At 73.1% G+C, this 24,746-nt stretch carries 22 protein-coding genes; 12 read left to right on the plus strand and 10 right to left on the minus strand.

Going from position 1 to position 24,746, the window contains the following annotated elements:
- Nucleotides 1-60 precede the first annotated feature (60 nt).
- From ACZ518_RS31025 to ACZ518_RS31070, 10 genes are all read right to left on the minus strand, one after another.
- Nucleotides 61-1,029 carry a cyclase family protein gene (locus ACZ518_RS31025; protein WP_469116347.1) on the minus strand — a complete coding sequence of 323 codons (969 nt, stop codon included), beginning with the start codon at nucleotides 1,027-1,029 and terminating at the stop codon, nucleotides 61-63.
- Nucleotides 1,030-1,089: 60 nt separating this feature from the next.
- Nucleotides 1,090-2,052: a TauD/TfdA dioxygenase family protein gene (locus ACZ518_RS31030; RefSeq protein ID WP_469116348.1), complete on the minus strand. Its 963-nt coding sequence runs from the start codon at nucleotides 2,050-2,052 to the stop codon at nucleotides 1,090-1,092.
- A gap of 30 nt (nucleotides 2,053-2,082) precedes the next feature.
- A complete protein-coding gene (locus ACZ518_RS31035) occupies nucleotides 2,083-3,033 on the minus strand; it encodes an AEC family transporter (RefSeq protein ID WP_469116349.1) in 951 nt (316 codons plus the stop codon).
- 62 nt (nucleotides 3,034-3,095) lie between these two features.
- Nucleotides 3,096-4,010 carry an aminotransferase class IV gene (locus ACZ518_RS31040; RefSeq protein WP_469116350.1) on the minus strand — a complete coding sequence of 305 codons (915 nt, stop codon included), beginning with the start codon at nucleotides 4,008-4,010 and terminating at the stop codon, nucleotides 3,096-3,098.
- Nucleotides 4,011-4,023: 13 nt separating this feature from the next.
- A complete protein-coding gene (locus tag ACZ518_RS31045) occupies nucleotides 4,024-4,854 on the minus strand; it encodes a hypothetical protein (protein WP_469116351.1) in 831 nt (276 codons plus the stop codon).
- A gap of 31 nt (nucleotides 4,855-4,885) precedes the next feature.
- A complete protein-coding gene (gene asnB, locus ACZ518_RS31050; protein WP_469116352.1) occupies nucleotides 4,886-6,700 on the minus strand; it encodes an asparagine synthase (glutamine-hydrolyzing) in 1,815 nt (604 codons plus the stop codon).
- 3 nt (nucleotides 6,701-6,703) lie between these two features.
- Nucleotides 6,704-7,678, minus strand: a complete 975-nt coding sequence (locus ACZ518_RS31055; RefSeq protein ID WP_469116353.1) for a peptidase — start codon at nucleotides 7,676-7,678, stop codon at nucleotides 6,704-6,706.
- Nucleotides 7,675-8,970, minus strand: a complete 1,296-nt coding sequence (locus tag ACZ518_RS31060) for an ATP-grasp domain-containing protein (RefSeq protein WP_469116354.1) — start codon at nucleotides 8,968-8,970, stop codon at nucleotides 7,675-7,677. The genes ACZ518_RS31055 and ACZ518_RS31060 overlap by 4 nt, the downstream gene beginning before the upstream one ends.
- Nucleotides 8,967-12,755, minus strand: coding sequence for a non-ribosomal peptide synthetase (locus ACZ518_RS31065; RefSeq protein ID WP_469116355.1), 3,789 nt, complete (start codon nucleotides 12,753-12,755; stop codon nucleotides 8,967-8,969). Before ACZ518_RS31065 ends, ACZ518_RS31060 begins: the two co-directional genes overlap by 4 nt.
- A gap of 246 nt (nucleotides 12,756-13,001) precedes the next feature.
- A complete protein-coding gene (locus ACZ518_RS31070) occupies nucleotides 13,002-14,222 on the minus strand; it encodes an MFS transporter (protein ID WP_469116356.1) in 1,221 nt (406 codons plus the stop codon).
- Nucleotides 14,223-14,687: 465 nt separating this feature from the next.
- Between ACZ518_RS31070 and ACZ518_RS31075 the strand changes: the two genes are divergently transcribed.
- The 12 genes from ACZ518_RS31075 (at nucleotide 14,688) to ACZ518_RS31130 (ending at nucleotide 24,743) form a co-directional block, all read left to right on the plus strand.
- Nucleotides 14,688-15,215, plus strand: a complete 528-nt coding sequence (locus ACZ518_RS31075; protein WP_469116357.1) for a DUF6328 family protein — start codon at nucleotides 14,688-14,690, stop codon at nucleotides 15,213-15,215.
- Entirely contained in the window at nucleotides 15,212-15,436 is a 225-nt protein-coding gene (locus tag ACZ518_RS31080; RefSeq protein ID WP_469116358.1) for a hypothetical protein, read from the plus strand. The genes ACZ518_RS31075 and ACZ518_RS31080 overlap by 4 nt, the downstream gene beginning before the upstream one ends.
- Nucleotides 15,437-15,596: 160 nt before the next feature.
- Nucleotides 15,597-17,369 (plus strand): enoyl-CoA hydratase-related protein, encoded by a 1,773-nt coding sequence (locus ACZ518_RS31085; RefSeq protein WP_469116359.1) that lies wholly within the window; start codon nucleotides 15,597-15,599, stop codon nucleotides 17,367-17,369.
- Between the two features lie 75 nt (nucleotides 17,370-17,444).
- Entirely contained in the window at nucleotides 17,445-18,500 is a 1,056-nt protein-coding gene (locus ACZ518_RS31090; protein WP_469116360.1) for an NADH-quinone oxidoreductase subunit B family protein, read from the plus strand.
- Between the two features lie 82 nt (nucleotides 18,501-18,582).
- A complete protein-coding gene (locus ACZ518_RS31095) occupies nucleotides 18,583-20,367 on the plus strand; it encodes a nickel-dependent hydrogenase large subunit (RefSeq protein ID WP_469116361.1) in 1,785 nt (594 codons plus the stop codon).
- Nucleotides 20,364-20,897, plus strand: a complete 534-nt coding sequence (locus ACZ518_RS31100) for a hypothetical protein (protein ID WP_469116362.1) — start codon at nucleotides 20,364-20,366, stop codon at nucleotides 20,895-20,897. The genes ACZ518_RS31095 and ACZ518_RS31100 overlap by 4 nt, the downstream gene beginning before the upstream one ends.
- On the plus strand, nucleotides 20,894-21,568 hold the full coding sequence (locus ACZ518_RS31105) for a DUF5947 family protein (protein ID WP_469116363.1): 675 nt from the start codon (nucleotides 20,894-20,896) through the stop codon (nucleotides 21,566-21,568). Before ACZ518_RS31100 ends, ACZ518_RS31105 begins: the two co-directional genes overlap by 4 nt.
- Entirely contained in the window at nucleotides 21,565-22,272 is a 708-nt protein-coding gene (locus ACZ518_RS31110) for a DUF6084 family protein (protein ID WP_469116364.1), read from the plus strand. Before ACZ518_RS31105 ends, ACZ518_RS31110 begins: the two co-directional genes overlap by 4 nt.
- Nucleotides 22,269-23,666: a hypothetical protein gene (locus ACZ518_RS31115; protein WP_469116365.1), complete on the plus strand. Its 1,398-nt coding sequence runs from the start codon at nucleotides 22,269-22,271 to the stop codon at nucleotides 23,664-23,666. The genes ACZ518_RS31110 and ACZ518_RS31115 overlap by 4 nt, the downstream gene beginning before the upstream one ends.
- The gene (locus ACZ518_RS31120; protein WP_469116366.1) at nucleotides 23,663-24,151 is read left to right on the plus strand and encodes a hydrogenase maturation protease; all 489 of its coding nucleotides are present in this window, start codon (nucleotides 23,663-23,665) and stop codon (nucleotides 24,149-24,151) included. Before ACZ518_RS31115 ends, ACZ518_RS31120 begins: the two co-directional genes overlap by 4 nt.
- Nucleotides 24,148-24,249: a DUF6893 family small protein gene (locus ACZ518_RS31125; RefSeq protein ID WP_469116367.1), complete on the plus strand. Its 102-nt coding sequence runs from the start codon at nucleotides 24,148-24,150 to the stop codon at nucleotides 24,247-24,249. The genes ACZ518_RS31120 and ACZ518_RS31125 overlap by 4 nt, the downstream gene beginning before the upstream one ends.
- 110 nt (nucleotides 24,250-24,359) lie before the next feature.
- Nucleotides 24,360-24,743: a hydrogenase maturation nickel metallochaperone HypA/HybF gene (locus tag ACZ518_RS31130; RefSeq protein WP_469116368.1), complete on the plus strand. Its 384-nt coding sequence runs from the start codon at nucleotides 24,360-24,362 to the stop codon at nucleotides 24,741-24,743.
- Nucleotides 24,744-24,746 lie beyond the last annotated feature (3 nt).

Consider the following 24,746-nt stretch of genomic DNA (forward strand, 5'->3'; position numbering starts at 1 on the left):
TTGAGTATATTCCTCCGGTTTTGCCGCGCCGTGGGGGCCGGATGGCCGTGCGAGGACGGTTCAGAGCACCGCGACCGGGTTGACCGGTGAACCCGTCCCGCCCGGCACGTTCAGCGGGGACACGACGAGCATGAACACGTGGCGGTCCGCCCCGGCGCAGGCGGCGGAGAGCGCCTCCAGGTCGAGGTTGTCCAGCAGGGGCACCCCCATCGCCGTGATGGCGAGGGTGTGGACGGGGGAGTGCAGGCCCTCCACCGGCGAGGGCCGGACGTCGCTGTCCCCGTCGGCGCCGAGCAGGGCCACGCCCCGCTCCGCCAGCAGCGGGACGGCGTCCACGTGCCAGCCGGCGCTGCCCGTCCCCGGGTCCCAGGGGCCCAGCTCCCGGCGGCGGCGGAACCGTCCGGAGCGCAGCAGGACCGCGTCGCCCTCCCCGATCCGCACGCCGAGGGCCTCCTCCGCGGCCGGCAGGTCCCGCGCCCGCACCGCGTGCCCCGGCTCCAGCCACGGCACCCCCAGCACGGCGGGCAGGTCCAGCAGCACGCCCCGGGTGACCAGCGGGCCGAGGGACGCCACCGAGCCGAACCGTACGCCCCCGGCGCCGGCCTCCTCGCGCGCCGCCCGGCCGTCGTAGAGTCGCCCCCGGTAGCCGATGTGCGACAGCGCGTCGAGGTGGCTGACCGACTTGCCGTGGTAGTCCGCGCCGAGGAAGTCCTTGTACGCGGACGGCTCCGGTTCCTCCACGTCGCCGAGGTCGGTCATGTGGTGCAGGGCCGGCCGGGCGTTGTCCGGCCCGGGGGCCGTGTCCCAGGGGCGCCCCAGGGGAACGATCGTGCCCGAGCGGACCAGCGCGGCGGCCCCGCGCACGTGCTCCTGCGTCACCCTGTTCCAGGCGCCGCGCCCGGCCGCCTCCCACCGGCCCCAGGTCCGGACCGCGTCGAACAGGGCGTCGAACTCCCGGCGGGACACGGCCGCTGCCCCGGGGGGACCCTCCGGCGGGGGAGCGGTGGCATCGGCGGCGCTGGGGCTCATGGGGCACTCCGGGGTCCGTACGTCCGTGGCCCGACCTCTATGCCCGCCGGGGCGGCCCGTCTACCAGGCCCGCATCGGCTCCCCCTCCACGAGCTGCGAGACGAAGCCGTGCGGCCCCCGCGCGGGCTCCCCCAGGACCGTCACGCGGTGCATCACCCGGTCGACGTCGAGGTGGGCGAAGTCGGTGGGGGCGAAGTGGCAGGTGCTGCGGTTGTCCCAGAGGGCGATGCTGCCCGGCTCCCACCGGAAGCGGACCGTGTACTCGGCGCTGGTCAGGTGCTGGAACAGCAGCTCCAGCAGGTGGCGGCTCTCCAGCTCGGTGAACCCGGTGATCCGCGTGGTCGAGCCGGGGCTGACGAACAGGGCCTTCTCGCCGGTCTCGGGGTGGACCCGCACCACCGGGTGGACGGCCACCTGCGGGTCCTCGCAGTAGATCCGCAGGATCTCGCGGTCCCGCTCGTCGGAGTGGCGCAGGTGCACGGCCGTGAAGAAGGCGTGCTCGGCGGTCAGCCCGTCCACGAACTCGCGCAGCGGCGCCGACAGGCCCTCGTACGCGGCGACCGTGTTGGTCCACTGGGTGTCCCCGCCGAAGGCGGGCGTCCGCTCGGCCCGCAGGATGGAGAGGCTGGGCGGGTTGACGGCCTGGGTGAGGTCGCTGTGCCAGCCGGCCAGCGGGGAGGACCACTTGCGGCGGTAGTGCTCCTCGAAGTCGGCCCCGTAGCGCGCGGTGTCCGCCTTCGGGTCGACGGTGAGGATCTCCGGGTACCCCTCGGGGTGCACGCCGTGCTTCTTGCCCGGGCGGCGGGTCAGCGCGCCGAAGCGGCGGCCGAAGGCTATGTGCTGGGCGTGGGTGATGTCCTGGCCGCGGAAGAAGACGACCCGGTGGGCGAGGACGGCCTTGCGGATCTCGGCCACCACGGCCTCGTCCAGCTCCTGGCCCAGGTCGACCCCGGAGATCTCGGCCCCGATGCGGCCGGCCACCTGCTCGACGGCGATCCTGGTGGGCTGCGCGGTCTGCGTCACGATTGTGCCTTTCTGGATGATCGGTACGGCTCAGGCCGGGTGGGCGACCAGCTGCGTCCACAGCGGGAGCAGCAGCAGCGCGAGGACCGAGCTCTTGATGACGAGGGAGGCCGACATGTCGACCCCGACGTCGTAGCGCTGGGCGAAGATGAACAGGTTCTGGGGTGCGGGCATCGCCGCGATCAGGACGAGGTAGCTCAGCCACTCGCCCTCCACGCCGAAGACGAAGCGGCACACGGTGTAGGTGATCAGCGGCAGTGCCACGCACTTGAAGCCGGTGATCCAGACCTCCTCCATGGTGGTGCCGCGGATCTTGATCCCGCTTCCGCCCAGGTGCAGTCCGAGGGCGAACAGCGCGACGGGCGAGGCGCTGTCGCCGACGAAGGTGAAGCTGTCGAGCACGACCCCGGGCACCGTGACGGGCAGCAGGTTGAGCACGATGCCCGCGTTGCAGGCGATCACGACGGGGGTCATCAGCGAGGCGGCGACGGCGGACCCGAGCCGCCGGGCCGGGCTCCCGACCCGGTCCGGGCGCCCCAGCTCCATGATCGAGATGATGATCAGGGACAGCACGCAGACCTGGAACAGCAGCACCGGGAAGATCGGCGCCGCGTTCCCGAACAGCATGATGAACACCGGCACGGCGAAGTAGGCCGTGTTCACCTGGACGGCGGCCATGATGCGCAGCGCCACGCCGCGCGGATCGCGTACGCCCAGGACCCAGGCCAGTACGCCGATCAGCGCGGCCGCGGCGCACGCCGCGGCCGCGTAGCCGCTGATGGCCCGCCAGTTGAACAGGGCCCCCAGGTCGCTGCGGTAGATGTTCCCGAAGAGGAAGCAGGGCACGGCGAAGAGGAACGCGTAGTCCGCGAACACCTTGGAACTCTCGGCCGGCACCACCTTCCGCCGTGCCAGGACGACCCCGCAACCGAAGGCCAGCACCACCGGTGCGAGTTTTTCCAGAGCATCTACCGCTCCCATGCACGTGCCCTTGCTCTTGCGGCCCCCTCGGAAGGGGCCTGTTTCCCTGTCGCGACGGCTTCCTACCGGGCCCGGCCGCCGGGAACGCGCAGCTCGGCGCCTCCCCGGACCAGCTCCCGGTAGGCCGTGACGATCTTGTGTGTCACCGCGTTGCCGGCGACGTCGTAGTGATGATCATCGAGGCGGCCGACCGGGAGGATCTCACACGCGGTCCCGCACAGGAACGCGCCGTCGGCCTCGCCCGCGAACGCCGGGGCCAGGTCGGCGACCACGCACTCGATCCCCTCCCGGTCGGCGATCGCCAGTACGCACGCCCGGGTGATCCCGTCGATGGTGCAGCGCGTCGTCGGGGTGTACAGCGCCCCGTCCTTGGTGAAGAACAGGTGCGCCCCGGTCGCCTCGACGAAGTGCCCGCGGTCGTCGAGGAGCAGGGCGTCGTCGAACCCCGCCCGCAGCGCCTCGTTCTTGCTGACCGTGCCGATCATGTAGTTGCCGGCGGCCTTGCTCTTGACCGGGGCGTACTCCGGCGAAGGCCTGCGGTAGCGGCCCGTGACCAGGGAGATCCCCTGGTCCACGGCGTCCTCCGCCGCGTAGTAGCCCGCCGGGAGCTCCCACGCGGCCACCGAGGTGTGCACGGACGTCTTCAGCGCCGCCGTCTGGATGATCTCCGAACCCCGCCAGGCGTTCATGCGGACGTAGCCCTCGGTGATGCCCGCCTCGGCGATCACCGCGCGGGTGGCCTCGTACAGCACCTCCTCGGTGTACTCCAGCTCGAAGTCCAGGATGCGGGCCGAGGCGCCGAGCCGCGCGATGTGCTCCCTGAGCATGAACGCCTCGCCGCCGTAGACGCGGACGCCCTCGAAGATGCTGGACGCGTAGTGCAGTCCGTGGCTGAGCACGTGGAGCCGGGCGTCGCCCCAGTCCACGAGGGAGCCGTCGTACCAGATCTTGCCGGTGCGCTGGTCGAAGGGGATCACAGCCGCCTCCTCCTCAGAGCGCGAGGTCGAAGAGCTGCCGCGGCAGGTCCCCGACGAGGGCGATGAAGCGCCGCTGGTGCTGGGTCAGGCTGCGCACCGACACCCCGTGCAGGGCGAGCGGGTTGATCGGGTACAGCACCAGGGTGTTGCTCCGGTACGGGACGGTCGTGACCTCCTCGACGTACTGCGGGTCGATGTCGAAGCGGTTGTCACCGTACTCGGAGGCGCTGGTGTGGAACTTGTGCGCGCCCGGCCGGTACTTGTAGAGCACCAGGTCGCCGCCGGTCGCGTCGTCCTCGGGCAGACGCATGTAGAACAGCCCGCCGAAGAGCTTGTGCGGCTTGTCCACGTGCGGCCCGCGGTAGGCCGAGGGGCGGCCGGTGACGGCCGAGTTGATGACGGCCGTGCAGTCCAGCAGGATGTCGTGCGTCTCGAAGCCGTCCCGGTTGCGGCGGCCCACGCGCAGCTCGCGCAGCGGACCCACCAGCTCCTCGGTCTCCGGGAGGTTGGCGAGCAGGTCCTCCTCGAAGAGGTCGAGGAACTCCTCGTAGAAGGCCGGGGAGGAGTGGTAGGTGACGAAGTCCTTCCACACCTGCGCCATCGTGGCGTCGGCGAGGACCATCTCGGACATGTAGTTGTAGCGCTCGTTCGAGGTGATCGGCTTCCCGATCCGCTCGCCGATGTACTCCGCGGTCGGCATCGACTTCGCCAGGGCGTCGTACAGCTCCTGGGGCAGCGCGTCGCTGATCACGACGTGCGGGAACGGGTCGCGGCGGATGTCGGCCCTGGTGACTCCGGCCAGCAGCGAGGTGATCGCGGGGCGGGACTCGGGCGTGTCGGTCATGTCCTGTCTCGTTTCTCGGGTGTGGAGGGGTCTACGGGTGGAGGGGCGCGGGGGTCAGACCGCGTGCGGAGAGCCAGCTCTCCAGGACCAGGAGGGACCAGAGCAGTTCGGCGGCGTGCGCCCCGGGGCTCTCGGTCTGGGAGCGGAAGAGCTCGCGGACGGCGTCCCGGCGGACGTAGTCGAGGCAGCGGGCGCCGGGGCCGAGGAGGAGGTCGCCGACCATGTCGTAGAGCGCCTCGCCCGGCCGGATCATCGCCGCGACCGGCAGGGTGAACGGCTGCTTGGGCCGGTCGATGACGCTCCGCGGCACCCAGGGCCGGGCCGCCCGCGCCACCGGCGCCTTCACCGTGTCGCCGGCCACCTTCACGGCGGCGGGCAGCGCGTGCGCCAGGCGCATCACCGACGGCTGGAGGAACGGGATCCGGGCCTCCACCGAGTGCGCCATGCTCAGGTGGTCCACGCGGCGCAGGATGTAGTAGGGGAACCGCTCCGCCTGGTCGTAGCGCAGCAGCGTCTCCAGCTTCCCGTGCGGGCCGGAGCGCACCCGGCGCGCCAGCTCGTCGCCGCTGCGGTCCCCGAAGTGGCCCCCGGCCGCCCGTACGCGCTCCAGGTGGGCGGGCGTGTACAGCCGGGCGAGCGCCGCCGGGCCGGCGACGGCCATCGTGTCCTGGTAGGCCCGGTGCCAGGCGGAGTCGCCGTCCCGGTCCGCCTTGGTGAAGCGGGCGTACCCGGCGAACAGCTCGTCCGCCCCGTCACCCGTCAGGGCCACCTTGAACCCGGCGTCGTGCACCGCCTCGAACAGGGCGAAGGTACTGAGGCTGTGCGGGGCGTTGTTCGGCTGGTCGAGGTGGCGGGTGAACCGCTCCACCAGCTCCGGGAACCCCGCCGGGTCGAGGAGCACCTGATGGTGCTCCGTACCGCAGTGGCGGGCCACCTCCGCCGCCCAGTGGCGCTCGTCGGCCGGCCAGTCACCCCGGTAGGCGATGTTGAACGAGGCCACGTCGGACACCAGGTGGGCGGCGAGGGCGGTGGTGTAGCTGGAGTCGAGCCCGCCGCTGGTGATCACGCACACCGGGACGTCCGCGTCGAGCATGCGGCCCATCTCGGTGCGCAGCAGCCCGTCCAGCAGCTCCGCCGCCGCCTCCACGGTCGGCGCGCCGCCGGGCCAGTCGACCTCGGCGGGCTCCAGGTCCGTGCGGGTCAGCGTCTCGCGCCCGTCCGCGAAGCGCAGCACCGAGCCGGGCTCCAGGGTGCGGACCCGGGTGTACACGGTGCCCGGGCCCCAGACCGCCTTCCCGCCGAGGTACCGGTCGACCGCGAGCGGATCCAGCTCGTCGGGGAAGTCCGGGAAACGGGCCAGCGCCCGCAGCTCGGAGGCGAAGCACAGCCGGCGGCCGTCGGCGGACACGTAGTAGTACAGCGACTTCATGCCCGCGTGGTCGGTGAAGAGCTTCAGGCACGGCTCCTCCCGCTCGTCGACCAGCGCGATCGCGAACATGCCCTCCAGCCGGCTGGTGAAGGCGTCGCCGTACAGCTCGTACAGCGGCAGCAGCACGTCGCCGTCGCAGTCGCCCTCGAAGGAGTAGCCGTGCGCGGCCAGCTCGGCGCGGAGCTGCCGGTGGTTGTAGATCTCGCCGTTGAACACGCAGCACAGCGCGCCGCGCACGAAGGGCTGGTCGCCGGAGGCGATGCCCTGGATGGCGAGCCGGTTGTTGCCGAGCGCCCAGCCGTCACCGCGCCGGACGGTCTGCGCGTCGGGCCCGCCCTCGGTCATCGCCGCCGCGACGGCGTCGAGCACCTCCCGCCCGGCGGGTTCCCCGCCGAAGCAGCCGTGGATGCGGCACATGGCTCACACCTCCGTCCGGCGGCCGGGGGCGGGAACGCTCCCGGCGGCCTCCAGGGAGAGGGCGGCGGACCCGGGGCGGCTCTGCCGGGCCCCGGGGTGGTGCCGGCCGACGAACTCGGTGACCAGCTCGACCTGCCGCAGGATGTCGTCCAGCTGAGCGGGGGACGGACTCACCCCGTGGCCCTCCAGGGCGCTGTTGCCCGTCTTGAGGTAGACCGGCGCCGCCACCCGGACGATGTCGGGGGCCTCGTAGGTGCGGATGAACCCGCCCGAGCTGCGCGGGTTGTCCACGTGCAGGTCCAGTGGGACCGTCACCGCCTGCCGCAGCGCCGCGATCATCGGCAGCGTCAGGTCGCGCACCGGGTTGAAGCTGTTCGCGCCGAGCATCTCCAGCATCTGCGCCGACGCCGGGTTGCCCTGCCCGCAGTGCGCGGACACCTTCAGGTGGATCCCGGCCGGCAGCTCGCCGGCGGTCCGCAGCCGTCCCAGCACCCACAGCAGGCCCTCGTCGTAGACGACGAACCCGCGCACGCCCAGGCCGATGCCGCGCTTGACGTCCTCGACGGCGCGCACGATCTGCTCCTGCCCGCGCAGCCGGTAGCCGATCCGGGCCCCCTCGGGCGTCTGCGCCCCGGCCCCGATGTCGTTGGTGGCGCGGGGGCCGACCGACATCAGGACCTCGGCGCCGAACTCCTTGCCGAGCGCCACGTACTCGCCGATCTCGCGGGCCGTGTGCCGGTACATGCCGCGGGTCTCGGTGATGCGGTTGACGGTGAAGCCCCGGCGGCGGCTCTCGCTCAGCAGCCGCTCGGCGGCCTCCACCGAGTTCACCGTCGGCACCTCGATGCGGAAGTGCCCGCCGTCGGCGAAGACGGCGTCCGAGTCGGGCGTGAGCTGCGGGTCCCCGTCCGGCAGGCCCAGCCGGGCGAGCTGCCGACGGGTCTGGTCGAAGAAGGCGGTCGTGGTCGTCGTCCTCACCTCGTCACCTCGATACCGAGCCGCTCGGCCGTGCCGGCGACGACGTCCTCGGCGATGCGTATCGACGTCGCCCGGTCGGGGTGCACGACCTGGACCTCGCCGAAGTTCCCGAGGTTGCCCCGGCAGGGCAGCAGGGTGTCGCCCTCGGGGAAGCGGACCGTGAACGAGTGCAGGCTGTCGCCGTACCGCTCGGCGGCCCAGCCGAGGTCCGGCACCCGCTCCGGGGTGGGCACCCGGTCGGCGGCACCGAACCAGCGGACCGTGGCGTACCCGTCGAAGGCCGTCGGACCGCGCTCGATCGGCTCGTTCAGGTGGATCCGGACGAGCAGCTCGAAGATGTCCCCGCCGCCCGCGAGACGGAACAGGTTCGGCAGGCAGGAGCCCATGATGCGGGGGTTGAGCTCGATCAGCCGGGGCGTGCCGTCCGCCCCCAGCATCACCTCCACGTGGAAGACGCCGAGCCGCAGGCCGACCGCGCCGACCACCTCCTCGGCGAACCGCATCACCCGGTCGTGCTCCTCGGACGAGATGCCCGCCGGGATCGTCGTACCGGTCTCCAGGGCCTCGTGCCGGTGCCAGGTGGAGCGCTCGCTGACGGCCAGCCGCAGGAACCGCCCGTGCACCAGGCCGATCTCCGCGGAGACGAACCGCCCGCTCAGGTACTCCTCGACGAGGATGCCCGCCGCGTACGCGTCGTCCGGGGCCCCGGCGAGGACACCGGCCAGCTGCTCCTCGTCCGCGACGACATGGGCGCCCTCGCTCCCGGAGCCCCGGGCCGGCTTGACGACGACGGGGTACCCTCCGGCGGCCGCGAAGGCCGCGGCCTCCTCGAAGCCGCCGACGACCGCGTACCGGGTGGAGTCCACCCCGGCCGCCGCCAGCACCTCCCGGCAGCGGTCCTTCTGCTTGGCCGTCTCGGCCCCGCCGGCGTCGGTGAACGGAACCCCGATCTCCTCGGCGATCCGCGCGACGGGGACCACCAGCGCGTCCACGGTGGCGACGAAGCCGTCGACCGGACGCTCCCGGTGGACCTCCTGTACGCACGAGCGCAGCGCCGCGGGGTCGGTGGCGTCCTTCAGGACGTGGACCCGGTCGACGAAGCGCGCGTACGGGGAGGCGTCGAAGTCGATGTTCTGGGCCTGCTCCATGAGCAGCGAGCGGATGAGCGTCACGTGGTGGCCGAGCCGCTTGGCGGCCTCGAACGCGGGGGCGTTGCCCGCCTTCCAGGTCACGAAGACCACGTGCCGGGCGTCGGGTGCGGAAGGGTGCGGGGGGTGCAGTGGGTCGGTCATCGTGTCTTCCTCGCGAAGCGCTGGCCGATGCGGACGAATCCCGGGACGGCGGTACCGGGGGTGGGGATGAAGGAGATCGAGCCGGCGAGGATGTTCTTCTCGGACATCGAGCTGAAGCCGCCGGCGCCGGACAGCACCAGGTCGCCCTCGTCCAGGCACAGCCACGCACCGTCCGGCTGCCGCTCGGAGTACGCGTAGCGCAGGTGCTCCGTACCGCGCAGCACCTCCAGCCGGTAGCCGTCGGAGGCGTACAGGCCGGCGCAGTCGCCGAGTTCCATCTCGAACGGGCGACCGGTGCGGATGAGCCCCTCGCCGGTGAGGGACCGCAGCAGGTCCTCGTAGAGGCCGAAGGCCGGGTAGGCGTTGGCGAGCAGCAGCAGGAACGAGCGCTGCTCGGGGAAGATCTGGATGAAGTTGTGGTGGCCGCTGCCGTTGGAGTTGAAGCCGAAGGCGGACGGCCCGAACATCAGCCAGCCCAGGCCCCACGCGTGCATGAAGTGGTGGCCGGGGACGGGGATCTGGGGCGTGCGCATCTCGCGCGCCAGCTCGGCCGAGAGCAGCCGCTCACCGCCGGGGGCGACCCCGTCGTCAATGGCCAGCATCGCGATCCTCGCCAGTTCGTCCAGGGTGAGGCACACGGAGAACGAGCCGGCCGCGTCGTCGGCGATGGTCTGCGGCGGCGGGTCGTGGCGCACGTAGCCCTTGACCCGCTCGGTCCACACGTAGCCGGCCGAGACCGTACCCCCGTAGTGGCCGCCCTCGGTGAGGGTCTCGGGCACCTCCCGGATGCCGAGCGGGGCGAGCATCAGCTCGTTCACCGCGCGACGCCACGGGACCCCGAGCAGCTTCTCGATCAGTGCGGCGACGATCGAGGTCCCCACCGCCGAGTACGCGAACACCTCGCCCGGCTCGAACAGCTGGCCGTAGGCGGGCAGCGTGGCGATGTAGGAGCCGAGGTCCGGCAGGCCGGTGTCGTGCCACACCTCGTACGAGTCGTCGACCCCGCTGGTGTGCGACAGGAGGTGCCGCAGCGTCACCTTCACGGTGCCCCCGCCGCGGCGCCGGAACGCCTGCGGCAGCAGCTCGTCCAGCGGCTGGTCCAGCCCCAGCAGACCCCGGTCCACCAGGCGCAGGGCGACGAACGCCAGCATCGGCTTGGTGACGCAGGTGACGCGCTGGCGGGTGCCGGGCCCGTACGCGGCGCCGGAGACGGTGTCGGTGACGCCGTGGTAGGTCAGCTCCAGCGCCCCGTCCAGGAACACGGCGGCGCCGGCACCCGGTACGCCGTGGCCGCGCGCGGACTCGCGCAGGGTGTCGGCGACGGCGCGCAGCCGCTCCGCCGGCCCCGCCACCGCCCCGGCGGCGGCCGCCCCCGCCGCTTCCCCGCGGGTGCGGCGCAGCAGTGCGGCCTGCTCGGCGAGGGTGCGGTGGCGGTAGATCTCCGCCACCCGGACGGGCCGGCCGGCCGCGTCGGACAGGCGTGCCGCCAGCAGGGTGGCGAGCAGCGAGTGGCCGCCCACGGAGAAGAAGTCCACCCCGGGGGAGACCCGGGACAGGCCGAGCAGATCGGACCAGACCGCCGCCACCTCGGCCTCGTCGGGGTCGTCGAAGGCGTCGCCGTCGACGGACTGCTGCCCCCAGTCGACGTCCCGGGCGGCCAGGGTCTTGCGGTCGACCTTGCCGTTGGGCAGCCGCGGCAGCCGCTCCTCGACGACGATCCTCGCGGGCTGCATGTACTGCGGCAGCTTGGCCCGCAGATGGGCGGCCATTGCCTCGACGGTGACGTCGTCGCCCTCCAGGCCCACGTAGCAGACCAGCCGGGTGTCACCGTCGGTGCGCACGGCCAGGGCCGCGACGTCCTTCAGGCCCACGGCGCCGCGCAGTGCCGCCTCCAGCTCGCCGAGTTCGATCCGGAAGCCGCGCACCTTCACCTGGTTGTCCCGGCGGCCCAGGAAGCGGAGCTCGCCCTCCTCCGTCCACCGGGCCAGGTCGCCGGTGCGGTACAGCCGCCCGCCCGGTACCCCGCCGAGGTGCGCCGGAGCGGCGATGAACGAGGCCGCGGTGCGCTCGGGGTCGTTGATGTAGCCGGCGGCCAGGCCGTCGCCGCCCAGGTGGAGTTCGCCGGTCGCGCCGATCGGCACGGGCCGGCCGAGCGGGTCCAGGAGGTGGGCGGTGGTGTTGTGCACGGGCGCGCCGATGGTGGGCGCGCCGTCGGTGGGGCCGGTGAAGCACTTCCAGGTGGAGTAGGTGGTGTCCTCGGAGGGCCCGTACAGGTTGTAGAGCCGTTCGATGCCGGTGGACGCGAAGGCCTCGTTCACCAGTTCCCGGGACAGCGGCTCGCCGGCCACGTTCAGGACGCGGGTGGAGGCGGGCACCGCGCCGCGCTGGAGCAGCACGTTCAGGGCGCTGGGCACGGTGTTGACGAGGGTCGGGCGCAGCCCCTCGTCCTCGGTGAGCGCGAGGACGTTGTCCACGACGACGACGCAGCCGCCGCGGGTGAGCGGGGCCCACAGCTCGTACACCGACAGGTCGAAGTTGAGCGAGGTGGAGAAGAGCACCCGCCGCAGGTCCCCGTCCCCGTACGTCTCCTGCGCCCAGGCGAGGAGGGCCGCCACGTTGCGGTGGCTGATCACCACGCCCTTGGGCAGGCCGGTGGAGCCGGAGGTGTATATGAGGTGGGTGGTGCCGTCCGGGCCGACGGTGACGTCCGGGGCCCGCTCGTCCTCGCTCTCCGCCTTCTCCCGCAGCTCCCGCCACGGCAGCGCCCGTACGGGCCCGTCGCCGAGCCACGCCGGGGCGTCGTCGCCGTCGTGGACGACGGCGGCCAGGTCGGCGGTGGCGGCGATGGCGGCCAGCCGGTCCGCGGGGTAGGCGGGGTCGAGCGGTACGTACGCGCAGCCCGCCTTGTGGACGGCGAGCAGCAGGGCGACGGAGTGGTGCGTGCGGCCCAGGGAGAGGCCGATCCGCGAGCCCGGGGCGATCCCGTGCGAGGCCAGGGCCCGGGCCAGCCGGTTGGCCTGCCGGTCCAGCCCGCGGTACGTGAGCACGCTGCCCCGCCATTCGACGGCCGGGGCGTCGGGGGTGCGGGCGGCCTGGGCCTCCACGAGGGCGTGCAGGGGGGTGTCGCGGTCGTAGGGGCGGGCCGTGTCGTTGAACCCCCGCAGCCGGCGGCACTCCTCCGGGGACAGCAGGGCCAGCTCGCCCGCGGGGGCCCCGGGGCGGGCGGCCGCGTCCGCCAGCAGGGTGTCCAGGTTCGCGGCCATCCGCGCGATCACCGTGCCGGGGAACAGGGCCCGGTCGTAGTGCAGGGTGAACAGCGGGCCGTCCGGGGCGGGCCGGGCCTCCAGCAGCAGCGCGAAGCCCTCCGGCACGGGGGAGACGCCGTCCGACTCCAGGAAGCCCGCCCGCAGGCCGCCGCCCAGGTCGGCCGCGGCGCCGGGCACGGCCCCGCTCACGGCCTCCCGGTGGGCGGCGGCGAGTCCCAGCGCGAGGGCCGGGAGGGTCTGCTCCGGCGCGAGGAGGGAGCGGACGGCGACCGGCGCACCGTGCGCGCCGCCCGCCCGGGCCAGCACGATGTCGTCCTGACCGCTGTAGCGGTGCACGAGCACGGCGAACGCGGCGTGCCACAGGTCGGCGGCCGCGGCTCCGGCGGCCGCCCCGCCCGGCGGCGGCACCGCGCCGGACCAGGAGTGCGCACCGCTTCCCGCGCCGTCCGGGGCGCCGTGCCCGGCGTCCCGCACGGGCAGTTGCAGGGCCGGCGGTGAGTCGGCGGAAATGTCGCCCACAGTGATGGTCCCCTCGTTTGCATTTCGTTCACCTGCCGTGCGGCGGGCATGCCGAATACACGCACGCCGCACATTTACGGACCCCGCGCAATCGAATTGCGTTGCGGCGGGTCATTCACACGTCGCGCGACATCGCCCGGCCCGGAATGCGGAAAGGGTGTGACGGCGCGAAAAAACACCGGAACTGGAACAGGGAAATGAATGGCGGAGTATTCGGACGGAAAGGAGGAGCGGGGTGCGGCCCCGTCACGCCGCGACGGTGTCCGGCGCGGCCTCGCGGCCCCGCAGCGCCCGGCCGGCGATGCCCGGCATGGCGGCTCCGGCCAGCGCGAACCCGAGGGCCATGGCCAGCCAGCCCAGGCTGCCGTGGTCGACGGCGAGCCAGGTCAGCAGCGCCGGAGCGATCATCTTGCCCAGGTCCGAGCCCATCGCGTACGTGCCCTGGTACTGGCCCTGGGCGTGCTCGGGCGCCAGCCCGAACGACATCCCCCAGCTGCCCGCCGACTGCCGGATCTCGCCCAGGACGTGGGCCAGCGCCCCGAGGAGCAGCAGCGCTCCCGAGAGCGTCGCGGAGACCCCGCCGCTGAAGGAGAAGACCACGCAGGCCACCGCGAGGCACAGTGCCCCGGACCGTGAGGCCCGGGCCGCCGCGCTCGGCTCGTCGGTCCCGCGCGCGGCCCTGACCTGGAGCAGGACCACGGCGACCGTGTTGGTCAGCAGGATCGCGGCGATCATCCAGCGCGGTGCGTTCGTGCGGTGCAGCACCCACAGCGGCAGGACGACGTCGAGCAGCAGGTTGTGCATGGACAGCAGGCCGTCCAGCGCCACGAACGTCAGGTAGGGGCGGTCCCGCAGTACGGTCAGGGCCGGTCCGGGGCGGGCCGGCTGTGCCGCCACGGCGGGCAGGAGCAGGGTGAGCAGCCCCGTGGCCAGGTAGGTGGAGGCGTTGAAGACGACGGCCGCCTTGTACGCCCAGACCGAGTCGGCGGCGAGCAGCAGGCCGGCCAGGGCGGCGCCCACGGAGACGCTGACGTTGCTCGTGGCCCGCAGGTAGGCGCGGACCGTGACCCGGTCCTGCGGCGGCACCAGCCCGGCGACCATGGCCATGCGGGCGCTGCGGCTGGCGCTGTAGGCGACCGCCTGCGCGCTCACCACCAGCAGGTACGACGTGAAGCCCTGCACCGCGAGCAGGGCGGCCGTGAGCGGCCCGAGGGCGATGAAGGACCAGATCTGCACGGAGCGCGGGCCGACGCGGTCGGCAAGGTGTCCGGTCGGCGTGCTGACCAGCAGGGCGATGCCGGCGGCGACGCCGATGCCGAGGGCGAACCGGCCGGGGGAGAGCCCGAGCACGGCGGTCGCGAAGATGGCGTTCAGCGCCATCCAGAGGCCCTGCCCCAGGGTGTGCACCAGGGTGATGCCGGTGAGTACGCGTGCCGGGCCGGCGGGCGGGAGCAGTCGGCTCAGCATCGGCCTGCCGCAACGCGCTCCGCGCCGCCGACCGCAACGCGGTCCTCGCCGCCGCGGGCGGACGTCGTGGATCTTCCTCTTGCGCACGCCAGGATCACTGACACGCCCCCCACTCCTCGTCAAGCGCCGTTGCCGACGACAGGATTCGGGAAATTCCCCGTGGTCGCGGACCGAGATCGTCGGCCGCGCAGGCCATATCGAAACTTGATCTACGCCGGGCTGTCCAGGAAATGCCCCTGTGACCCCGATCACACGACCGAAACCCCTAGAGCGGGTAAAGGGCGGAGAAAAAGAATGTGCAGGAACGGTCGACGTCGCGCACCTACCGGCCGGTAGGGCATAGGGGCGGACGGCCCGATTCCGGGGACGGCCCCCTGGCGGAGCCGGTCCGGGCCCCCGTTCGGGCCCGGGGGGATTGGCCGGCCGTCCGACCGGGCAGGCGCCCGGTTGGACGGAGGAGGCCGTATGCCGCGAGAGAGGTCCCAGGGACGCAACGAGACCGCGGACGAACGGGCGGACCGGCAGTGGCAGGAGCTGATCCAGGAGATCCGGGTCGCTCAGACCGGGGTGCAGATCCTCTTCGGGTTCCTGCTCACGGTCGCCTTCACCCCGCACTTCCAGGGATTGGCCGAAACCGACAAGGCGATCTACACGGCCACGGTCGTCCTCGGCTCCCTGGCCACCGGCGCGCTCATCGGCCCCGTCTCCTTCCACCGGATCGTCTCGGGGCGCCGTATCAAGCCGGAGGCGGTGCGGTGGGCCGCGCGCCTCACCTTCGCCGGCACCCTCCTGCTGCTGGCCACCTGCACCTCCGCCCTCTTCCTCGTGCTGCGCGTCGCGGCCTCCCACACCCTCGTGCCATGGCTGGTTTCCGCCGTGGTCGCCTGGTACCTGCTGTGCTGGTACGCGCTGCCCCTGTGGGCCCGGATCCGCTACACCGCCGAGGAGGCCCAGGAGACCGGGGAGACCCGCAAGACGAGGAGCACGACATGAGCGAGCACAGGCAGCACCACTGGTCACGGACCCCGCCCTCGCGGGCGGCGGACGGGAGCGGCGACCACGAAGCCCAGCGGGCCGGGGACACCGGCCGGGACGACGAGGCCGGCGGCCACTCCGCGAAGCGGCAGCGGCCCGGCGTCGGACGGGAGGAACAGGTCCGCCCGCACCCGCCGCAGTACCACCCCCGCCCCGAGCGGGAGAGCGACGACCGCTGAGCGGGACCGCCGATCCACCAGGTGGCGGCCCCCCGGCCCCCCTTCCGGGTGACACTCGTGCCGGGCTTCGGCCCGCGACGCGGGGCGCGGGCCCACGATCGCCAGCGGCCGTACCCGCACCGCCCGCCGATCGCGGGGTTCCGGACGCCTGGGAGTTCATGTGCACGTCCTGCTCGTCGCGAGCGCCTTCAACAGCCTCACCCAACGGGTCCACGCCGAACTGCGGGACCACGGGCACCGCGTGGCGTTCGAACTCGCCCTGCCCGGCACGGACCTCGCCGAGACCGTCCGCCGCCACCACCCGGACCTCGTCGTCGCGCCGATGCTCAAGACGGCCGTCCCGCGCGAGGTCTGGTCCGCGTACACCTGCCTGATCGTGCACCCCGGACCCGTGGGCGACCGCGGTCCCTCCTCCCTGGACTGGGCCGTCACCGAGGACCGGACCCGGTGGGGCGTCACCGTCCTGCAGGCCGACGAGGAGATGGACGCGGGCGATGTCTGGGCGAGCGCCGACTGCACCCTCGCGCCCGTCGGCAAGAGCGACGCCTATCGGGGCGAGGTCGCCGACGCCGCCCTCGCCGCCGTCCTGCTCGCCGTCGAGCGCTTCGCCTCCGGCAGCCACGTCCCGGCCCCGCAGGGCGCCGCCACCGCCCGCCCCTACCTGCGCCAGCCGCACCGCCGGATCGACTGGGACCACGACAGCACCGAGACCGTCGTACGCGCCCTGCGCGCGGCCGACTCCCGGCCCGGCGTACTCGACGACCTCCTCGGCGGCCAGTGGTTCCTGCACGGCGGCCACCCCGAGGACACCCTCCGCGGCGCCCCCGGGCAGCTGCTCGCCACCCGCGCCGGAGCCGTCTGCCGGGCCACCCGCGACGGCGCCGTCTGGATCCCCGAACTGCGCGCCAAACGCGCTGCCGGGGAGCCCGCCCCCGTCAAACTCCCCGCCGTGCTCGCCCTCGGGGACCGGCTGCCCGCCCTCCCCGAGATCCCCGCCCCACCGGACGGACCCCCGGCCGGCACCCGCACCTGGACCGACATCGGCTACCGGGAACAGGGCGGGGCAGGCTTCCTGACCTTCTCCTTCCCCGGCGGCGCCATGAGCACCGGCCACTGCCGCCGCCTGCTCGCCGCCTACCGCGAGGCCTGCTCCCGCCCCACCTCCGTCCTCGTCCTCGGCGGCACCCGCGACTTCTTCTCCAACGGCATCCACCTCGGCGTCATCGAGGCGGCCGCCGACCCCGCCGCCGAGTCCTGGGCCAACATCACCGCCATGGACGACCTGGTGGAGGCCGTCCTGACCACCACCGACCGGCTCGTCGTCGCCGCCGTCGGAGGCAACGCGGCCGCCGGCGGGGCCATGCTCGCCCTCGCCGCCGACGAGGTCTGGTGCAGGTCCGGCGCCGTGCTGAACCCGCACTACCGGCTCATGGGGCTGTACGGATCCGAGTACTGGACCTACACCCTGCCCCGCCGGACCGGCACCGGCGTGGCCGAACGCCTCATGGCCGAGGCCCTGCCCCTCAGCGCCGCCGCCGCCCGCCGGCTCGGCCTGACCGACCGGACCCTCGACTGCGGCCCGCAGGAGTTCGCGCAGGAGACCGCCCGGCTCGCGGTACGCCTCGCGGCCTCACCCGCCACCCAGTCCGCCATCGCCCGCAAGAAGGCCCGGCGCGACCGCGACGAGGCAGCCACCCCGCTCGCCGCCTACCGGGAGGCGGAGCTGGCCCGGATGCGGGAGACCTTCCACGACCCGGCGGCGCCCTACCACGCGCTGCGCCGGGCCTTCGTGCGCAAGGAGCCCGCCGACCGGACACCGCCGCACCTGACGCGCCCCGTACCCGGCCGGCACACCGCTCCGCTGCCCTCGCGCCGGCCCCCCGTCACTGGACCGGCCCCCTCCGGCAGGGCGGCGGGACCGCACCCCTGCTAGCAAGAAGGGTGGGGCCGATCCGGATCCCCACGCCCCGAGCCCACCCCTCCCGCACCCCTCCCGAGGAGCACCCCCATGGATGCAGCAACGCCCAGCGCGGTGGAGGACCCCCCGATCCACATCCTCTGGATCAACGCCGGACTCAGCTGCGACGGCGACTCGGTGTCCCTGACGGCCGCGATGCAGCCCAGCATCGAGGAGATCGTCACGGGGGTGCTCCCCGGCCTGCCGAAGATCGCCGTGCACTGGCCGCTGATCGACTTCGAGTGCGGACCGGTCGGCGGCGCCGACACCTTCATCGAATGGTTCTTCAAGGGCGAGCGCGGGGAGATCGACCCCTTCGTCCTGGTCGTCGAGGGCTCGATCCCCAACGAGAAGATCAAGCCCGAGGGCTACTGGTGCGGCTTCGGCGACGACCCGGCGACCGGCCAGCCCATCACCACCAGCGAGTGGATCGACCGGCTCGCCCCCAAGGCCCTCGCCGTCGTGGCCATCGGCACCTGCGCCACGTACGGCGGCATCCACGCGATGGAGGGCAACCCCACCGGCGCCATGGGCCTCCCCGACTACCTGGGCTGGGACTGGAAGTCCAAGGCCGGTATCCCGATCGTGTGCGTCCCCGGCTGCCCCATCCAGCCGGACAACTTCTCCGAGACCCTCACCTACCTGCTGTACCAGGCGGCCGGATCCGCGCCGATGATCCCGCTGGACGACAAGCTGCGCCCGACCTGGCTGTTCGGCGCCACCGTCCACGAGGGCTGCGACCGGGCCGGCTACTACGAGCAGGGCGACTTCGCGCATACCTACGACTCGCCCAAGTGCCTGGTCAAACTCGGCTGCTGGGGGCCGGTCGTCAAGTGCAACGTCCCCAAGCGCGGCTGGATGAACGGCATCGGCGGCTGCCCGAACGTCGGCGGCATCTGCATCGCCTGCACCATGCCCGGCTTCCCCGACAAGTTCATGCCGTTCATGGACCAGCCGCCCGGCGCGACCCTGTCCACCAAGGCCAGCGGCGCCTACGGAGCCGTGATCCGCAAGCTCCGGGCGGTCACCGCCCACACCGTGGACAAGGAGCCCAAGTGGCGCCAGAAGGGCCGGCAGCTGACCACCGGCTACCGACCGCCCTGGTGACGGCGGCCCCGCACCCGTTCCCCTCCGCTCAGCCGCGACGCAGACCCAGCTCCCGTACACAAGAAGGGCCACGGCAGACACGATGACACCGAAGACGAAGGCGGCCGGCGACGGCAGCGGGCTGGTCGAGATGGCCTGGGATCCGATCACCCGGATCGTGGGCAGCCTCGGCATCCACACGAAGATCGACTTCAAGCAGAAGCGGGTCGCGGAGTGCTACAGCACCTCGTCGGTCTTCCGCGGTTACAGCGTCTTCATGCGCGGCAAGGACCCCCGCGACGCGCACTTCATCACCAGCCGCATCTGCGGGATCTGCGGCGACAACCACGCCACCTGTTCGGTGTACGCGCAGAACATGGCCTACGGCGTGAAGCCGCCGCACCTCGGCGAGTGGATCATCAACCTCGGCGAATCCGCCGAGTACATGTTCGACCACAACATCTTCCAGGAGAACCTGGTCGGGGTCGACTACTGCGAGAAGATGGTCCGCGAGACCAACCCCGGCGTCCTCGAGCTCGCCGAGCGCACCGAGTCCCCGCACGCCGCGGAGCACGGCTACCGCACCATCGCCGACATCATGCGCTCCCTCAACCCCATCGAGGGCGAGTTCTACCGCGAGGCCCTCCAGGTCAGCCGCTACACCCGGGAGATGTTCTGCCTGATGGAGGGCCGCCACGTGCACCCCTCCACCCTCTACCCGGGCGGCGTCGGCACGGTCGCCTCCGTCCAGCTCTTCACGGACTACATGAGCCGCCTCATGCGGTACGTCGAGTTCATGAAGCGGGTCGTCCCCCTCCACGACGACCTCTTCGACTTCTTCTACGAGGCCCTGCCCGGCTACGAGGAGGTCGGCCGCCGCCGGGTCCTCCTCGGCTGCTGGGGCGCCCTCAACGACCCCGAGTACTGCGACTTCACCTACGCCAACATGACCGACTGGGGACGGAAGATGTTCGTCACCCCGGGCGTGGTCGTGGACGGCAAGCTGGTCACCAACGACCTCACGCAGATCAACCTGGGCATCCGCATCCTCCTCGGCAGCTCCTACTACGACGACTGGGAGGGCCAGGAGCAGTTCGTCACCCACGACCCCCTCGGCAACCCCGTAGACCCCCGCCACCCCTGGAACCAGCACACCATCCCCGCCCCGCAGAAGCGCGCCTTCGACGACAAGTACAGCTGGGTGATGTCCCCCCGCTGGTTCGACGGCAAGGACCACCTGGCCCTCGACACCGGCGGCGGCCCCATCGCCCGCCTCTGGTCCACCGCCCTGTCCGGCCTGGTCGACGTCGGCTACGTCAAGGCCACCGGACACAGCGTGGTCATCAACCTGCCGCGCACCATGACCAAGCCGGAGACCACCTTCGAGTGGCGGATCCCGAAGTGGAGCAACGCCCTGGAGCGCAACCGCGCCCGCACCTACTTCCAGGCGTACGCCGCCGGCATCGCCCTGCACTGCGCCGAGAAGGGGCTGGCCGAGGTCCGCGCCGGACGCAGCCAGACCTGGGAGAAGTTCGAGGTGCCGGACGAGTCCATCGGCTGCGGCTTCACCGAGGCGGTGCGCGGCGTCCTCTCCCACCACATGGTCATCCGCGACGGGAAGATCGCCAACTACCACCCCTACCCGCCGACCCCCTGGAACGCGAGCGTCCGTGACAGCTACGGCACCCCCGGACCGTACGAGGACGCCGTCCAGAACACCCCGATCTTCGAGGAGAACCCCCCGGAGAACTTCAAGGGCATCGACATCATGCGCGCCGTCCGCAGCTTCGATCCCTGTCTGCCCTGCGGCGTCCACATGTACGTCGGCGGCGGCAAGACCGTGAAGTCCATGCACGTCCCCACCGGCCTGAGCGGACTCGGCGGATGAGCGCCACGACCGCCGACGGCCTGCGGGCCGGCCGCCGCATCGAAGAGGTCCTCGACCGGCTCGCCGCCACCGGCGACCGGCAGACCCACGAGGCCGCCGAGGAACTGGTCCGCGTACTCATGGACTTCTACGGAGCCGGCCTCGGCCGGATCGTGGAGCGGCTCACCGCCCTCGCGCCCGGCGCCGACCCCCTGGCCGCCCTCCTGGAGGACGAGCTCACCGCGAGCCTGCTGACCCTGCACGACCTCCACCCCGAGGACGTCCACACCCGCATCGCCCGCGCCCTGGACTCCCTCCCCGAGGCCGAACTCGCCGGCTACGACGAGAGCGACGGCACCCTGCGGCTGCGCACCGCACCCGGGACGGGCTGCGGCTGCGGCAGCAGCGCCGAGGACACCCTGGGGCGCATCGAGGACGTCGTGGCCGCCTTCGCCCCCGAGGTCGCCTCCGTGGAACTGGCACCCGCCGTACCGACACCCCCGCTGCTCCAGATCACCACCCGGCCCCACGCCCCGGCGCGCGTCCGGTGAGCCCCGACCTGCGGCCGTCCGCCCCCGCCCGGGGACTCCGGCGCTTCACCCGGCCCCGCGCCCCCCGCCCCGAGACCTGCGAACTGTGCGGTACGGCGGTGGCCCGGGACGGCCACCGCCACCTCGTGGAGACCGACAAACGCGCCCTGGTCTGCGCCTGCACCCCCTGCGCCCTGCTCTTCGACCGGCCCGGCGCCGGCGCGGGCCGCTTCCGCACCGTCCCCGACCGCTACCTGAGCGACCCCGGCCACCGCTGGGACGACGAGGCCTGGGACCTCCTCCAGATCCCCGTGGGCGTCGCCTTCTTCTTCCGCAACGCCGCCCTCGACCGGCTCGTCGCCCTGTACCCCAGCCCGGCCGGAGCCACCGAGAGCGAACTCGACCCCGGCACCTGGCAGCGCGTCCTCGGCGCCGGCCCGCTGGCCGGACTCCTCGAACCCGACGTCGAGGCACTGCTGCTGCGCCGCTCACACGGCCGCACCGCCTGCTACCTCGTCCCCATCGACATCTGCTACGAACTGGTGGGCCGCATGAGACTGCTGTGGCAGGGCTTCGACGGCGGCGCCGAAGCCCGCGCCGCCCTCGACACCTTCTTCGCCGAGGTCGAACGGCGCGCCGTACCCGCCGGCCGGCAGCCCGCCACGGCACCGGCCGGGGAGCCGCGCCCATGACCGACCTCACCTTCACCTGCACCGGGGTGCGCGCCGACCCCTACGCGGCCGGCCCCACCCTCCTGCTGCGGCTGCGCGTCGCCGCCCCCTGCGCCACCCGCGTCCACGCCCTCGCCCTGCGCTGCCAACTGCGCATCGAACCGGCCCGCCGGGGCTACGGCCCCGGCGAGGCCGCCGCGCTCCAGGACCTGTTCGGCGAGCGCTCCCGCTGGGGCACCACCCTCCAGCCCGTCCAGTTCGCCCAGGTCGCCGTCATGGTCCCGAGCTTCACCGGGGAGACCGAGACCGAGGTGCCCGTGCCCTGCACCTACGACATGGACATCGCGGCCACCCGCTACTTCGACGCCCTGGAGGACGGCGACGTACCGCTGCTGATGCTGTTCTCCGGCACGGCCTTCACCGGCTCCGGCGGCTTCCGCGTCGAACCCGTCCCCTGGGACCGCGAAGCCTCGTACCGGATGCCCGTGTCCGTGTGGCGGGAGATGATCGAACAGCACTTCCCCGGCTGCGGATGGCTGCGGCTGCCCCGCGACACCATGGACGAGCTCCTCGCCTTCCGCTCGCGGCACGCCCTCGCCTCCTGGGAGTCGACCGTACGCACCCTCCTGGACGCCGCCGCGACCCCGGCGGCCCCCGCCGCCGCCCCGGAGCCCCTCCGGGCCGCCGCACTGCTGGACCGGCTGGCCGGGAGGACCGCCCCGTGACCACCACCTCCCCGCCGGACGCCCGCTTCGCGGCGGCCCGGCAGCTGGCCGACGCGGTCCTCTTCGAGGGGTACGTGCTGTACCCCTACCGGGCCTCCGCCGCCAAGAACCGGATGCGCTGGCAGTTCGGCGTCCTGGTCCCGCCCGCCTGGGGCCCCGCGCACGGCGAACACTCCTGCCAGCGCACCGAGCTGGTGATGGAGCCCAGGGGCGAGGCCGTCCTCCACCTCGAACTCCGCTTCCTGAGGGCCTGGCGGCGCACCGTCGAACAGGCCCTCGGGGACGGCTCGTTCACGCCCGTGCCCGAACTGCACCTGCCCGACCGGGTCCTCGTCCCCTGGGACGAGGGGACCGAGGAACAGGCCGAGCTGACCGTACCCGTCGCCGAACTCGCCGCGGGCGAGGTGACCCTGCCCCTGGCCCGGCCCGCCCGCGAGGAGACCGAACCCGTCCTCGACGCGGCCGGGCGCGAACGCGGCCGGCTGGTCCGGCGCGCCGAGCGGATCGACGCCGAGGTCCGGCTGCGCGCCGAGGAACTCGATGTGCCCTACCGGGCGCTGAAGCTCACCGCCGTCGTCGAGAACACCGCCGCCTGGACCCCGGAGCCCGGCGCCGGCCGCGACAGCGCCCTGCCCCGGTCCCTGGTCGCCGCCCACCTCCTGCTGGGCCTCAGCGCGGGCTCCTTCCTGTCCATGACCGACCCGCCCGAATGGGCCCGGCCCGCCGTGCGCGGCTGCGACAACCGCCACACCTGGCCCGTGCTCGCGGGGGAAGACGGCCGTGCCGACGTGGTCCTGTCCTCCCCGATCATCCTGGAGGACCACGCCGCGATCGCACCCGAGAGCGCCGGAGCCATGTACGACGCCCTGGAGATCGACGAGATCCTCGCCCTGCGCACCGCCGCCCTCACCGACCAGGAGAAACGCGAGGCCCGCGGCACCGACCCCCGCGCCGCCGCCGTCGTCGACCTCGCGGACTCCATGCCCCCCGAGGTACTGGAACGCCTGCACGGAGCCGTCCGCGCCCTGCGCGAGATCACCGACCCGCCCGGCCGCGCGCCGGTACCGGAGGACGTGTTCACCCCGGACACCCCCTGGTGGGACCCGGCCCACGGGGCCGCCGCCGAGCCCGCCCCGGAGCGGATCACCGTCGACGGCCGCTCCGTCGGCCCGGGCAGCCGCGTCCTGCTGCGGCCGGGCCTGCGCCGCACCGACGCCCAGGACCTGTTCCTGCGGGGCAGGGCCGCACACGTCGAAGCGGTCCTGCACGACGTCGACGGCGGAGTGCACCTCGCCGTCACCGTCGACGGCGACCCCGGCGCCGACATCCGCCGCGAACAGGGCCGGTTCCTGTACTTCCAGCCCGACGAGGTCACCCCCCTGGAGGACGAGTGAACGGCCGGACCCTGGTCGCCGGCATCGGCAACGTCTTCCTCGGCGACGACGGCTTCGGCGTCGAGACGGTCCGCGCCCTGGCCGCGCAGCCGCTGCCGGACGGAGTGGAGGCGGTCGACTTCGGCGTGCGCGGCGTCCACCTCGCCTACCAGCTCCTCGACGGCTACGACACCCTCGTCCTCGTCGACGCCACCGCCCGGGGCGCCGCACCCGGCACCCTCCACCTCATCGAGGCCGACGGAACCGGACCCCTCGACCCCGGGAGCGCGGTGCTCGACGGGCACGACATGTCGCCCGACACGGTCCTCGCCCTCCTCGACACCCTCTGCGCGGGCACCGGCGCCACCCCGCCCCGGCGCACCCTCGTCGTCGGCTGCGAACCCGCCACCGTCGAGGAGGGCATCGGCCTGAGCCCGCCCGTGGCCGCCGCCGTACCCCACGCCGTACGCATGGTCCAGGAACTGCTCCCGAGGAGAACCCCATGAAGAAGGCCATCGTGTTCACCGTGGCCGCCGCACTCGGCGCCGTGCTCGTGACCATGCTCCCCGACCTCAAGCGCTACCTGCGCATCAGCCGCATGTGACCGCCGGGTCCCCGCCGCCCGAATGGCGTACGGGTCCCCGGTGCGTCGGCGCGCCCGTCCGCCGGCCACCCGCCCCGCCGGTCTAATGAGGCGCGGCAGGACGGAGTCCGATGCACGAGATGTCGATCGCCATGGCCGTCGTGGACCAGGTGGCGGAGGCGGCCCAGGCCGGAGCGGCGCGCTCCGTGAGCCGCGTGGAGCTGGAGATCGGGGAACTGGCCGGCGTCGTCCCCGACGCACTGGCCTTCTCCTTCGGACTGGCCTGCACCGCGACGCCCCTCGAAGGCGCCGAGCTCGTCACCCACTCCGTGACGGCCCGCGCCCGCTGTGCGTCCTGCACGGCGGAGTGGGCCGTCGGCATGCCCCCCGACCTGCGCTGTCCCGACTGCGGGAAGGCCACCGCCGTGGAGCTCCTGACGGGGCGCGAACTGCGGATCCTCCGCGTGGTCTGGGAAGACGAAGACGCCCTCGAACCGATCCCCGAGGAGGCCTGAGCC

It is taken from the genome of Streptomyces sp. NPDC033966, from assembly GCF_055575955.1.